Raw genomic sequence first — 13,494 nt, forward strand, 5'->3', positions numbered from 1 at the left:
AATTTGCATTTTTACAACAATTTGCAAACACAACTTATAATGATTCATTTCTTTGGAAACAAAAACAGCAAAGTATTTGCGGTTCAAACAACAAAAGAATTATCTACAGAAACTATTTCTAAATTAACTTGGTTATTTCAAAGTCCTGAACTTGTTTCAGGTGCTCCTAAAATAAATGCAGCGTCTTTAGACGCTTTTTTTATTGGCCCAAGAGCAGCAATGATTACTCCTTGGAGTACCAATGCAGTAGAAATTACGCAAAACATGGGCATCTCTGACATCATTAGAATTGAAGAATTTACGAGTTGTTCAGCAGATTTTTCAGATTTTGACCCTATGATTTCTGAAAAATTCAATGGGTTACACCAAGATACTTTTACCATTAACATTCAACCAGAATCTATTTTAGACATTGATGATATTGCTGCATACAATGCCCAAGAAGGCTTGTCTTTAAGTGATGAAGAGGTAGCTTACTTAGAAGGTGTAGCAAAAAAAATAGGAAGAAAATTAACAGATTCTGAAGTTTTCGGGTTTAGCCAAGTCAATTCAGAACACTGCAGACATAAAATATTTAACGGAACTTTTGTAATTGATGGAGAAGAAATGCCAACTTCTTTATTTAAATTGATTAAGGAAACATCTAAACAAAATCCTAACGATATTGTTTCTGCTTATAAAGATAATGTTGCCTTTGTAAAAGGTCCAAAAGTGGAGCAGTTTGCACCTAAAACAGCAGACAAACCAGACTTTTACGAAACTAAAGATTTTGAATCTGTAATTTCATTAAAAGCAGAAACACATAATTTCCCTACAACTGTAGAGCCTTTTAATGGCGCTGCAACTGGTTCTGGAGGAGAAATTAGAGACAGATTGGCTGGTGGAAAAGGTTCTTTGCCTTTGGCAGGTACAGCAGTTTATATGACTTCGTATTCTCGTTTAGAAGAAAACCGTCCTTGGGAACAAAAATTTGAAGCAAGAGATTGGTTATACCAAACTCCTATGGATATTTTAATCAAAGCCTCTAATGGAGCTTCAGATTTTGGAAATAAATTCGGTCAACCTTTAATTGTTGGTTCTGTTTTAACTTTTGAACATAAAGAAAATGCAGCTTCTAGCACTGCTGCTGCAAGAAAATTAGGGTTTGATAAAGTAATTATGCAAGCTGGTGGAATTGGGTATGGAAAAGCAGCACAAGCTTTAAAAGACACCCCAAAAGAAGGTGATAAAATTGTAATTCTGGGTGGAGAAAATTACAGAATTGGTATGGGTGGTGCTGCAGTTTCTTCTGCTGATACTGGAGAATTTGCATCAGGAATTGAGTTAAATGCAGTTCAAAGATCAAATCCAGAAATGCAAAAACGTGCTGCAAATGCGGTTCGTGGAATGGTAGAAAGTGATGAAAACTTTATTGTTTCTATTCACGATCATGGTGCAGGTGGTCATTTAAATTGCTTATCTGAATTGGTTGAAGATACAGGTGGTAAAATAGATTTAGATAAATTACCTGTTGGTGATCCTACCTTATCTTCTAAAGAAATAATTGGTAACGAATCTCAAGAAAGAATGGGATTAGTGATTGCCGAAAAACATACAGCAACTTTACAGAAAATTGCAGAACGCGAGCGATCGCCAATGTATACTGTTGGTGATGTTACAGGTGATAATCGTTTTACATTTGAATCAAAAACCAATGGTGCCAAACCTATGGATTTGGCTATGGAAGATATGTTTGGTTCATCACCAAAAACAATAATGACAGACAAAACTGTCATCAGAAAATATAAAAACCCACGTTATAAAACCAAGAATTTAAAAATCTATTTAGAGCAAGTTTTACAACTTGAAGCTGTGGCTTGTAAAGATTGGTTGACCAATAAAGTAGACAGATGTGTAGGTGGTAAAGTTGCCAAACAACAATGTGTGGGGCCTTTACAAATTCCGTTAAATAATGTCGGAGTTATGGCTTTAGATTATAATGGAAAAGAAGGTGTTGCTACTTCAATTGGGCACGCTCCTATTGCTGCATTAATTAACCCTGAAGCAGGAAGTAGAAATGCAATTACAGAAAGTTTAACCAACATTATTTGGGCACCTTTAAAAGATAATTTAAATTCAATTTCTTTATCAGCAAATTGGATGTGGCCTTGTAAAAATGAAGGTGAAGATGCACGTTTATACAAAGCTGTCAAAGCAGTTTCAGAGTTTTCTATTGATTTAGGCATCAATGTTCCAACAGGAAAAGATTCGTTATCAATGAAACAAAAATATCCTGATGGAGATGTAATTTCTCCAGGAACTGTAATTATTTCTGCAGCAGGAAACTGTAACGAAATCACTAAAGTTGTTGAACCTCTTTTACAAGTTGATGGAGGAAATATTTACTACATCAACATTTCTCAAGATGATTTTAAATTAGGAGGAAGTTCTTTCAATCAAGTATTAAACACCATTGGTAATGAGGCTCCAGATGTAAAAAATGCATCTTTTGTAAAAACAGTGTTCAATACCATTCAAAATTTAATTAAGGAAGATAAAGTTACTGCAGGTCATGATGTGGCTTCTGGTGGATTGATTACAACGTTACTAGAAATGTGTTTTGCTGATGTAAATTTAGGAGCAGATTTTGATATTACTTCTTTACATGAAGAAGATGCTATAAAAGTATTGTTCTCAGAAAATACAGGAATTGTTTTTCAAGCAGATGCTTCTGTAGAAACAATTTTATCAGAAAATAACATTGATTTTTTCACGATTGGAACAGCAAATTCTTCAGGAATTGTAAACATCAAAAACAACGAAGACAACTTCTCTTTTGATGTTGCTGAACTGAGAGATGTTTGGTACAAAACATCGTTCTTATTAGATCAAAAACAAACCGCTAATAATTTAGCTCAAGACAGGTTTGACAATTATAAAAATCAACCTTTAACCTATAAATTCCCAGAAAATTTTACGGGTAAATTACAAGATATTGTTGATTCTTGTCATTCTGAGCGAAGTGAAACGAAGTCGAAGAATCTCAACAAAAATGAGATTTCTCCACAAGGTCGAAATGACAAGAAAAACATTCGTCCAAAAGCTGCCATCATCAGAGAAAAAGGTTCTAACTCAGAACGTGAAATGGCAAATGCAATGTATTTAGCGGGTTTTGATGTAAAAGACGTACACATGACCGATTTAATTTCTGGTCGTGAAACTTTAGAAGACATCCAATTTATTGGTGCTGTAGGTGGTTTTTCTAATTCTGATGTTTTAGGCTCTGCAAAAGGTTGGGCAGGAGCATTTTTATACAATGAAAAAGCCAATAAAGCTTTGCAAAATTTCTTTGATAGAGAAGATACTTTATCAGTAGGAATTTGTAATGGATGTCAGTTGTTTATGGAATTAGAACTTATCAATCCAGAACACGAAGTTCATGGAAAAATGGTTCATAATAATTCTCAAAAGCACGAAAGTTCTTTTACTTCTGTGAAAGTTCAAGAAAACAATTCTGTGATGTTATCTAGTTTAGCAGGAACAGAACTAGGGGTTTGGATTTCTCATGGAGAAGGAAAATTTAAGTTACCAGAAGCTGAAAAAAACTACAATATTGTAGCTAAATACGGTTATGAAGGCTATCCTAATAATCCTAATGGTTCAGATTTTAACACTGCCATGCTTTGTGATACAACTGGTAGACATTTGGTAACAATGCCACATATTGAACGTTCTATTTTTCAATGGAACTGGGCCAACTACCCTAAAGGTAGAAAAGATGAAGTTTCTCCTTGGCTAGAAGCGTTTATTAATGCTAGAATTTGGATTGAAAATAAATAAATTTAAAACTAAACTTCTGACTAAACGTGCATTTCGTCTACACCTAACTGACTTTAAACGACGTTAGGTGTTGATAGTCTTTATGTTTCAATACATTTAAATTCACTAATCTCCCTCATCTAAATGAATTTGAACTATTTTGAGTTAAAAGACAAAAATAATTTAACAAATAGATTATTTAAACTTTCTTTTTCTAAAGAAAGTTTGCCTTTTAAATCTGTTATTATACCTATAGGTTTTCCTACATTAACTTATATTTATAATGAACGTAAAATATCAATTACTAAAGACGCTAAGCAAAAATTAAAAGGTTTGATTATTACTGGCCAACATTATCGGGCTTACGATTTTATGATGAAAAATGAAGGGTTAATTTGTGGTATTGAATTTCATCCTACTGCATTTTATAAAATCTTTAAAACTGATGCTTCTACGATTAGTAATAAACATATTAAACTCTCTACCATTGATAAAAAGAAATCAAAAAAATTTCTAGATATTTTTTTGATGTATCAAAATGATGAAGATTTGTTTATCAAAAAAATGTTAGATTTTTTAGAAAGTTTAGAGTTATATAATGGCAAAGATGTTAAAGAAATTGACAAAGCTATTCACTTAATTCTTAAAAAAGAGGGTATGCTTCAAATTAGCGATTTGTTAAACGTGATCCCTTTTAGCCAAAAAACATTAGAAACTAAATTTAAAAAAATCATTGGCTTTACACCTGGTAGATATATTAGGTTAGTACGTTTTACCTCTCTGATGAAAAAATACGAAACTGGTACAATTGACCTTAAAACGTTAATGTATGATTACAATTATTATGACGAATCTCACCTAAAAAAAGACTTTAAACGCTTTTTAAATAAAACCCCAAATGCGTATTTTAAAAAAAATTATCCGCTTATAAAAAAATACTTACAATAGTATTTTAACTATTTGTAAACTGAAAACTTATATTGTTTTTAAGTTAATAATTTTAGAGAAATCGTAAAAATAAAACCTTATTACTATCTATAATTTATTTTACAACCTAAATATAACAGTATTTATAAAATGATTATTTGATGTAAAATTTACGATTTTTTACCTTTTACATCTAAAATATAATGTTATTTTTGTTGTATAATTATATAAGTTTTGGGGGAAACTAATAATTAACGGAGAGAGCTAATTTTATATTAGCTCTTTTTTTTTAAACTGTCACATATTTATTTTGTACTTGTCTTTATTAAAAACACAAAAACTACAAAATGAAATCTAAAATTATATTTACAGCCTTTCTTTTTTTTTCGCTTACTTTTTTTGCACAAAATACCATAGAAGCTTCTGATATTATGAAAAGTATCAAAGCAGGTAAAACTGTCTCTTTTCAAAATGCAACTATTGTTGGTACTTTAGATTTTACTTACATGGATGACGCTTTAGAAAAACTACCTAGAAAAAAGAAAACTAGTTGGTGGAATACCAATAACAATAATCTTATAAAAAAAACAATTAAAGTTAGTATCTCATTTACAAATTGTATTTTTAAAGATGATGTCTTAGCATACATACCTGACGAAGATTCTGGCTATACTTTTACCGCAAACTTCGACAATAATGTAAAGTTTAAAAATTGTGATTTTAAAGGAAAAGCAATGTTTAAATATTCTCGTTTTGAAAAAAATACGGATTTTTCTGGTGCTACTTTTGGTGATGATAACACATTTAAATGGGCAGAGTTTATGAGCGCTAGTAGTTTTCAAAACACAAAATTTACTGAAAGGTCTACTTTTAAATATGCTAAATTTAAGAACAACGTAAGTTTTGCAAATTCAATTTTTGAAGACTCAGCAGTTTTTAAATACACACAGTTCAACGATGGTGTTTCTTTTAACAATACGAATTTTGAAGAAGATTTGAATATAAAATATATGAAGGTTTTAGGTGAATTTAATATCAGCAAAATGAATGTGGACTATGAAATTGATTCAAAGTACACCCAAATTAATGGAAAAAGCTTCAATAAATATCTTCTAGAAAGCAGAAATTAAGCTTACCTTTTAGTTACATGTAGTATTTTAGTTTAATTAAGGTAGGTTAACGTATATTATCATTTAATAACCATTTCTGATGTGTTTAACGAATTATACTTCAACTGTTGATAATTTAGTTACTTTAATTATTAAAATTATGGTAAAACAAATCACTATAAATTAAATAACTTATAGTGAAACTGGCGATAACCATCTTGTTTTAAGTAGGTAAACTTTTTTAGAATTGTATCCTTTTAAAATTGTGCAATTACTTGCTCGCAAACAATTTTACATCATTTCCAGAAACTTGTTTTTCGCCCAAAATAATTAAGCGTTCCACAACATTTCTTAGTTCTCTTATGTTTCCTGTCCAATCATATTTCTGTAACAGTTCAATGGCTTCATCAGAAAATGTTTTTTGTGGTGTACCTTGTTCTTGAGATATTTTTGTGGTGAAAAAATCTACTAATAACGGAATATCTTCTCTTCGATCATTTAGAGCAGGAACTTTTATTAAAATTACTGCCAATCTGTGGTACAAATCTTCTCTAAATCTGCCTTCTGCAATTTCTGTTTTCAAATCTTTATTAGTGGCAGCAATTACTCTAACATTAACTTTAATATCTTTATCAGAACCTACTCTAGATATTCTGTTTTCTTGTAAAGCACGCAACACTTTTGCTTGTGCAGAAAGGCTCATATCACCTATTTCATCTAAAAAAATAGTACCTCCATTTGCGGCTTCAAACTTTCCTGCTCTGTCTTTATTTGCCCCTGTAAATGATCCTTTTACATGACCAAATAATTCGCTTTCTATTAGTTCTGATGGAATTGCAGCACAATTCACCTCAATCATTGGTGCTTTTACACGATCAGATTTTTCATGCAACCAATGTGCTACCAACTCTTTTCCTGTTCCATTTGGCCCAGTAATTAAAACTCTAGCATCTGTAGCCGCAACTTTTTCAATGATTTCTTTAATGTGATTAATACTCTGACTCTCACCAATCATTTCATAATTTTTACTTACTTTTTTCTTTAGTCTTTTATTTTCTACCACCAACACTTTTCTATCTAAAGCATTTCTAACCGTATTTAAAAGACGATTTAAATCTGGTGGTTTAGAAATATAATCAAAAGCGCCTAAACGCATTGTATTTACTGCAGTATCTAAATCTCCATGGCCAGAAATCATAACAATGGGTACTTCTGGTTTTATTTTTTTTGCTTTTTCTAACACCTCAACACCATCCATTTTTGGCATTTTTATATCACACAAAACCAAATCGTAATCGTTATTTTTTATCATTTCGATGCCAACCAAACCATCTTCAGCTTGCTCTACATGATAGGAATCATTTTCTTCGGATATAATTTTGGTTAATACTCTTCTAATTGCGGCTTCGTCTTCAATGATTAAAATTTTCGACATATTATTCTTTCTATTTTATAAGGTGAACATCTCTTTGAGGAAATGGTATTGAAATATTATTTTCTCTAAATTTTTTATCAATTTCAAAACGGATATTACTTTGTGTAAAACGTACTTCAAAACTGTTATTTAATGTAAAAGCAACTCTAAAATTGAGTGAACTTTCTGCAAAATCTGTAAACAAAACAGCTGGTGGAGGACTCTCTAAAACCGATGGTTGTGCTTTTGCAATATCAAGCAAAATTTTCTTTACCAATTCTACATCAGTACCGTAAGCTACTCCAACATCAACAACCTCTCTTGTTTCAGTTCCATTTTCTGTCCAATTGAATAAAATATTAGTTAAATACAAATGATTTGGTATTACTAAAACCTTATTATCAATAGTTACAGCTCTTGTTGTTCTTAAACGTATATCCAAAACCCTGCCAACTTTTCCTTCAAGCTCAATAATATCTCCTACATGCACAGATTGATCTACTAAAATAAAAATACCCGACAAAATATCTTGAAAAAGTGTTTGTAGTGCCAAACCAACACCAATCAATAATGCAGCAGAAGCAGCAAAAACGGCTGTTACATCTACACCTGAAGCATTCATAGCAACTAATAAAATAATTAAAAACACAAACCACCTGATATAGCCAAAAACAGTAACAAATTTTTGTTTATTGTTTTCGGGCATATTTCTTGTAATAAACCTTCTTGATAATTTTAAAACAAAAGAAGTTACAATAAGTGCCAAAACAATAAAGATTAACCCCTTAACAGTTAAAGAGATCTCTTTACTAAAAACAAAAGTATAATCTAAAATAGAGGTTGCTTCTTCTACAATAGAATCTGTTACTTTATCAATTGTGTCTTGCATTTAGCCTTTGTATTTTAACCATTTGTATAAATCTTTATACGTTGGTTTTTTACCATACATTAAAATTCCTACTCTGTATATTTTAGCTGCTAACCAAACCATAAAAACAAAAGTCACTACCAACAAGGTCATTGATATTGCTAACTCGTACCAAGAAACACCAAAAGGCACTCGCATTAACATTACAATTGGGCTTGTTAGTGGAATATAAGAAAAAGCAACAGAAATAGGTCCATGAGGATCGTTAATTACAGTAGCAAAACCTACATAAACCCCTAATATTAAAGGTATCATTATTGGTAACATAAATTGTTGCGTATCTGTTTCATTATCTACAGCTGCACCCACAGCAGCAAACAAAGAACTGTATAACATATACCCTCCTAAAAAGTAAAAAATAAATAAAAGAAACATTTTTAAAATAGGTAATCTTAAAATTTCTTGAATAACTAACTGCATTTTATCACCTCCAGCTGCCTGTTTTGCAGCCTCTAATTGTTCTGCTGGTAATTTAGCAGTTTGCATTTCTACCATGTCAATTCCAAAAATAGAGGAAGCTACTGTAGAAATGATAAATAGTAAAATACCCCAGATAAAAAACTGCAACAAACCTGCTGATGCATTACCAATAATTTTACCTAACATTAGTTGAAAAGGTTTTACTGATGATACTATAACCTCTATAATTCTACTTGTTTTTTCTTCTATTACACTTCGCATTACAGAAGAGCCATAAATGATTACAAACATCATTAATAAATAACCTGCAATTGCGCCAACTCCAATTTTTAAACCGTTAATGAGTTTGGAAGATTCTTCGCCAGAAAAGTTATACATTTTAATATCAGACTGAATTCTTGAGGCGTTAATTTTATTGATATCTATACCAAAGTTATTCAATTTTTGATTTCTAATTTTTTGTTCTATCTTATTCTCTAGAGTATTCATTACAGATAAGCCTGGAGAATCTTTAGAGTAAAACTCAATAGATTTTGCTAAAATTTCTAAACTATCTTGTTTAGGAATAATTAAAGCTCCATAATGGTTACCTTCTTCTACCTTTTGTTTGGTTTCTGCTACACCCAAAGCAGTAAAATCTTGATAATGAATCGTTTTTGTATTTTTAAAATCTTCTTTAGAGAACAAGCCTGAATGATCTACATAAACAATTTCTTTTACTTTTTCGTCATTTTTTTTCATCAAAAAATAAACCAAAGCACCCATACCTACCATAATTAGCGGGCTCAAAAAAGTCATTACTATAAACGATTTATTACGAACCTTTGCAATAAACTCTCTTTGTATAATTAATTTTAACTTACTCATTACTTAACTATTTTTATTTACGGCTTGTATAAATATATCGTTTGCACTAGGTATCAATTCTACAAAATGTTGTACCTCTCCTCTACTGGTTAAAAAAGATAACAAATTGTTAGCAGTATCTGTTTTACCCAATTTTACATTCATGGTCAACTCATTTCCTAATAGATTAAAATCTGCAGGAAAAACCTCGAAATTTGCTTTTAATTGCATTTGAACTTCATTCGGATTTGCAGTGTTTAACCCCACTTGAAATGTATGAGTTCTAAACTGGCGTTTGATATCGTTTAATTTACCATCTAAAATTAAATTCGATTTATTGATCAAAGCAATCTCATCACACATTTCTTCTACAGACTCCATTCTGTGCGTAGAAAAAATAATGGTAGCTCCTTCATCTCTTAATTGTAAAATTTCTTTAGCAATTAATTGTGCGTTTATAGGATCAAAACCCGAAAAAGGTTCATCAAAAATTAATAATTTAGGATTGTGCATTACAGTAACAATAAATTGTACTTTCTGTGCCATTCCTTTAGAAAGTTCTTCAATTTTCTTTCCCCACCAAGCAGAAATATCAAACTTTTCAAACCAGTATTTTAATCTTTTTTTAGCTTCAGATTTACTTAACCCTTTTAATTGTGCCAAATACAAAGCTTGCTCACCAACTTTCATAGACTTGTATAAACCACGTTCTTCTGGCAAATACCCAATATCTGCTGTATGTTTTGGTGCAAGCGTTTCTCCATCTAACAAAATCGATCCAGCATCTGCCATGGTTATTTGGTTAATTATTCTTATTAATGAAGTTTTTCCTGCCCCATTTGGCCCCAATAAACCATAAACACTTCCTTTTGGTATATGGATAGATACATCATTTAAGGCTCTAAAATCTCCATAGTTTTTAAAGACGTTATTTATTTCTAGTAAATTATTCATTGATTCTGTTGATTTTTAATTGATAGTTCAATCCTTACAAATTTAGTTAATTTAAAAATATTAGTGTAGCAATCGTGTAAAACGTTACAATTTAAATAAAATGTTAAATTTACTATGCACGCATAACTTTTATTACATTTACTATGCGTGCATAGTAAATTTTTATATCTTTGGCACAATGGATAAAAATATCTCAATAGATCATCAACTAAGGGCAACATGGCAAGCAGTTGCAAAAATGTATAATGAGCAGGCTGCCAAGCATGATAGTACTATGGCTACTGCTTTTGTGCTATTAACAATTGATAAAATAAACGGAACTCCATCAACTGCATTAGGCCCATTAATGGGTATGGAACCTACTAGCCTTTCGCGCATATTAAAAAATATGGAAGAAAAAGGAGCTATTTGTAGAGAAAAAAATCCAGATGATGGTAGAAGCGTTATTATAAAATTGACGGATTATGGCAAAGAAATGCGCAAAATTTCTAAAGGTCACGTTTATCAATTTAACAATATTGTAAGAGAGTATGTGAATCAAAACGAGTTAGATTCATTTTTTAAAGTAATGAACACGATAAACACGTTAATTGCCGAAAAGAAAATTTTTGATAGCATTCATCAAAATAAATAAAGAGTACAAAAAAACTATAAACAAATGACAAGAAGAATTAAAAAAGTAGCAATTATTGGATCTGGTATTATGGGTTCTGGTATTGCTTGTCACTTTGCAAATATTGGCGTAGAAGTTCTTTTATTGGATATTGTTCCAAGAGAATTAAACGATACTGAAAAAGCAAAAGGACTTACATTAGAAGATAAAGTAGTTCGTAATCGTTTGGTAAATGATGCATTAACCACATCTTTAAAATCAAAACCCTCTCCTATTTATAGTGCAAAATTTGCAGAAAGAATTACAACAGGTAATTTAGAAGATGATTTACATTTAATTAAAGATGTAGATTGGGTAATGGAGGTTGTTATAGAACGTTTAGATATTAAAAAATCTGTATTCGAAAAAATCGAAAAATATAGAACTCCAGGTACTTTAATTACTTCTAACACTTCTGGTATTCCTATAAAATTTATGAATGAAGGAAGAAGTGAAGATTTCCAAAAGCACTTTGCTGTAACTCACTTTTTTAATCCACCTAGATATTTAAAACTTTTTGAAGTGGTTCCAGGACCAAACTGTACACAAGAAGTTACCGATTTCTTAATGATGTATGGTGATAAATTTTTAGGAAAAACTTCGGTTTTAGCAAAAGACACTCCAGCATTTATTGGAAATAGAATCGGAATCTTTGGCATTATGAGTTTATTCCATGTTGTTAAAGAGATGGATTTAACGATTGAAGAGGTAGATAAATTAACTGGCCCAGTAATTGGTCGTCCAAAATCTGCTACATTTAGAACAATTGATGTTGTTGGTTTAGATACTTTAGTGCATACAGCAAATGGAGTAAAAGACAACTGTCCTGAAGATGAAATGAGAGATCAGTTTGTAATTCCTGATTTTGTAAACCACATGATGGAAAACAAAATGTTAGGAAGTAAAACCAAACAAGGTTTTTACAAAATGACAAAAGATGCTAATGGTAAAAAAAATATCTTATCATTAGACTTAAACACTTTAGAATATAGAGAGAAAAAACGTGCAAAATTTGCAACTTTAGAACTTACGAAAACGATTGATAATGTAGCTGACAGATTTAAAGTTTTAGTTGCAGGTAAAGATAAGGCTGGTGAATTTTACCGCAAATCTTTTGCTGCAATGTTTGCTTATGTACAAAATAGAATCCCTGAAATTTCTGACGAATTATACAGAATTGATGATGGTTTAAGAGCTGGTTTTGGCTGGGAACATGGCCCTTTCCAAATTTGGGATGCTATTGGTGTTGCCAAAGGTATAGAATTAATGAAAGCTGAAGGACATGAAATTGCTTCTTGGGTTACTGAAATGTTAGCAAAAGGAGAAACATCTTTCTATTCAGTAAAAGAAGGAGCTACTTTTTATTATGACATTCCTACTGCAAGTCAAGTTAAGAAACCAGGACAAGATGCATTTATCATTTTAGATAACATCAGAAAATCAAACGAAGTTTGGAAAAATTCTGGTGCAGTAATTGAAGATTTAGGTGATGGAATTATCAATTTAGAATTCCAATCTAAAATGAATACGATTGGTGGTGATGTTTTAGCTGCAATTAATAAAGCAATTGATTTAGCTGAGAAAAATTACCAAGGATTGGTTGTTGGTAATCAAGCTGCAAACTTTTCTGTTGGTGCCAATATTGGTATGATTTTTATGATGGCTGTAGAACAAGAATATGACGAGTTGAATATGGCTATCAAATATTTTCAAGATACCATGATGCGCATGCGTTATTCTGCAATTCCAACAATTTCTGCTCCTCATGGAATGGCTTTAGGTGGAGGATGCGAAATTTCTTTACACGCAGATAAAATAGTAGCTGCAGCAGAAACATATATAGGCTTAGTTGAGTTTGGTGTAGGTGTTATTCCAGGTGGTGGTGGTTCAAAAGAAATGGCCCTAAGAGCACAAGATACTTTTAGAAAAGGCGATGTTCAATTAAACGTTTTACAAGAGTACTTTTTAACGATTGGTATGGCTAAAGTAGCAACTTCTGCCTATGAAGCTTTCGATTTAGGTTTATTACAAAAAGGAAAAGACATTGTAGTTGTAAACAAAGACAGACAAATAGCTGAAGCTAAAAAACACGCTTTATTAATGGCAAATGCGGGTTATACACAACCCATAAAACGTAATGATGTGCTAGTTTTAGGTAAACAAGCATTAGGTGCTTTTATGGTTGCTACTGATTCAATGCAAGCAAGCAGATTTATTTCAGAACATGATCAAAAAATTGCAAATAAATTGGCTTATGTAATGGCAGGTGGAGATTTATCTGAGCCAACTAAAGTTTCTGAACAGTATTTATTAGATATAGAACGCGAAGCATTTTTATCTCTTTGTACTGAAAGAAAAACGTTAGAAAGAATTCAGCACATGTTAAAAACTGGGAAACCATTGCGTAACTAAATCCCATCTAAATCTTCCCAAAGGGAAGACTTTA

Annotated in this window: 9 protein-coding genes; 5 read left to right on the forward strand and 4 right to left on the reverse strand. The window is 31.3% G+C overall.

Annotated features, from left to right (window positions below):
* The first annotated feature begins 39 nt into the window (after positions 1–39).
* The 3 genes from purL to SJY27_RS04090 all read left to right on the forward strand — a co-directional run bounded on the left by purL (position 40) and on the right by SJY27_RS04090 (position 5,855).
* Positions 40–3,819: a phosphoribosylformylglycinamidine synthase gene (gene purL / locus SJY27_RS04080; RefSeq protein WP_397446983.1), complete on the forward strand. Its 3,780-nt coding sequence runs from the start codon at positions 40–42 to the stop codon at positions 3,817–3,819.
* Between the two features lie 123 nt (positions 3,820–3,942).
* Positions 3,943–4,746, forward strand: coding sequence for a helix-turn-helix domain-containing protein (locus SJY27_RS04085; RefSeq protein ID WP_397446984.1), 804 nt, complete (start codon positions 3,943–3,945; stop codon positions 4,744–4,746).
* A 326-nt stretch (positions 4,747–5,072) separates the two neighbouring features.
* Positions 5,073–5,855, forward strand: a complete 783-nt coding sequence (locus SJY27_RS04090; protein WP_397446985.1) for a pentapeptide repeat-containing protein — start codon at positions 5,073–5,075, stop codon at positions 5,853–5,855.
* Between the two features lie 250 nt (positions 5,856–6,105).
* Here SJY27_RS04090 and SJY27_RS04095 read toward each other — a convergent pair whose 3' ends face one another.
* From SJY27_RS04095 to SJY27_RS04110, 4 genes are read right to left on the reverse strand one after another with little or no spacing between them, the layout of a single operon-like run.
* Positions 6,106–7,269: a sigma-54-dependent transcriptional regulator gene (locus SJY27_RS04095; protein ID WP_397446986.1), complete on the reverse strand. Its 1,164-nt coding sequence runs from the start codon at positions 7,267–7,269 to the stop codon at positions 6,106–6,108.
* A gap of 10 nt (positions 7,270–7,279) precedes the next feature.
* Positions 7,280–8,137: a mechanosensitive ion channel family protein gene (locus SJY27_RS04100; RefSeq protein WP_397446987.1), complete on the reverse strand. Its 858-nt coding sequence runs from the start codon at positions 8,135–8,137 to the stop codon at positions 7,280–7,282.
* A complete protein-coding gene (locus SJY27_RS04105) occupies positions 8,138–9,463 on the reverse strand; it encodes an ABC transporter permease (RefSeq protein ID WP_397446988.1) in 1,326 nt (441 codons plus the stop codon).
* Between the two features lie 3 nt (positions 9,464–9,466).
* Positions 9,467–10,396, reverse strand: a complete 930-nt coding sequence (locus SJY27_RS04110; RefSeq protein ID WP_397446989.1) for an ABC transporter ATP-binding protein — start codon at positions 10,394–10,396, stop codon at positions 9,467–9,469.
* A 178-nt stretch (positions 10,397–10,574) separates the two neighbouring features.
* On the opposite strand from SJY27_RS04110, the gene SJY27_RS04115 reads away from it, so the two are divergent.
* Positions 10,575–11,030 carry a MarR family winged helix-turn-helix transcriptional regulator gene (locus tag SJY27_RS04115; protein WP_397446990.1) on the forward strand — a complete coding sequence of 152 codons (456 nt, stop codon included), beginning with the start codon at positions 10,575–10,577 and terminating at the stop codon, positions 11,028–11,030.
* A 24-nt stretch (positions 11,031–11,054) separates the two neighbouring features.
* Complete coding sequence (locus SJY27_RS04120) at positions 11,055–13,460, forward strand: 3-hydroxyacyl-CoA dehydrogenase/enoyl-CoA hydratase family protein (protein WP_397446991.1); 2,406 nt, start codon at positions 11,055–11,057, stop codon at positions 13,458–13,460.
* Positions 13,461–13,494 lie beyond the last annotated feature (34 nt).

The sequence above is a fragment of the Polaribacter sp. R77954 genome, assembly GCF_044595335.1.
Lineage (GTDB): Bacteria > Bacteroidota > Bacteroidia > Flavobacteriales > Flavobacteriaceae > Polaribacter.

Coding starts and splice junctions, on each gene's coding strand:
- purL (WP_397446983.1), top strand. CDS start 40: ATGATTCATTTCTTTGGAAACAAAAACAGCAAAGTATTTGCGGTTCAA.
- SJY27_RS04085 (WP_397446984.1), top strand. CDS start 3,943: ATGAATTTGAACTATTTTGAGTTAAAAGACAAAAATAATTTAACAAAT.
- SJY27_RS04090 (WP_397446985.1), top strand. CDS start 5,073: ATGAAATCTAAAATTATATTTACAGCCTTTCTTTTTTTTTCGCTTACT.
- SJY27_RS04095 (WP_397446986.1), bottom strand. CDS start 7,269: ATGTCGAAAATTTTAATCATTGAAGACGAAGCCGCAATTAGAAGAGTA.
- SJY27_RS04100 (WP_397446987.1), bottom strand. CDS start 8,137: ATGCAAGACACAATTGATAAAGTAACAGATTCTATTGTAGAAGAAGCA.
- SJY27_RS04105 (WP_397446988.1), bottom strand. CDS start 9,463: ATGAGTAAGTTAAAATTAATTATACAAAGAGAGTTTATTGCAAAGGTT.
- SJY27_RS04110 (WP_397446989.1), bottom strand. CDS start 10,396: ATGAATAATTTACTAGAAATAAATAACGTCTTTAAAAACTATGGAGAT.
- SJY27_RS04115 (WP_397446990.1), top strand. CDS start 10,575: ATGGATAAAAATATCTCAATAGATCATCAACTAAGGGCAACATGGCAA.
- SJY27_RS04120 (WP_397446991.1), top strand. CDS start 11,055: ATGACAAGAAGAATTAAAAAAGTAGCAATTATTGGATCTGGTATTATG.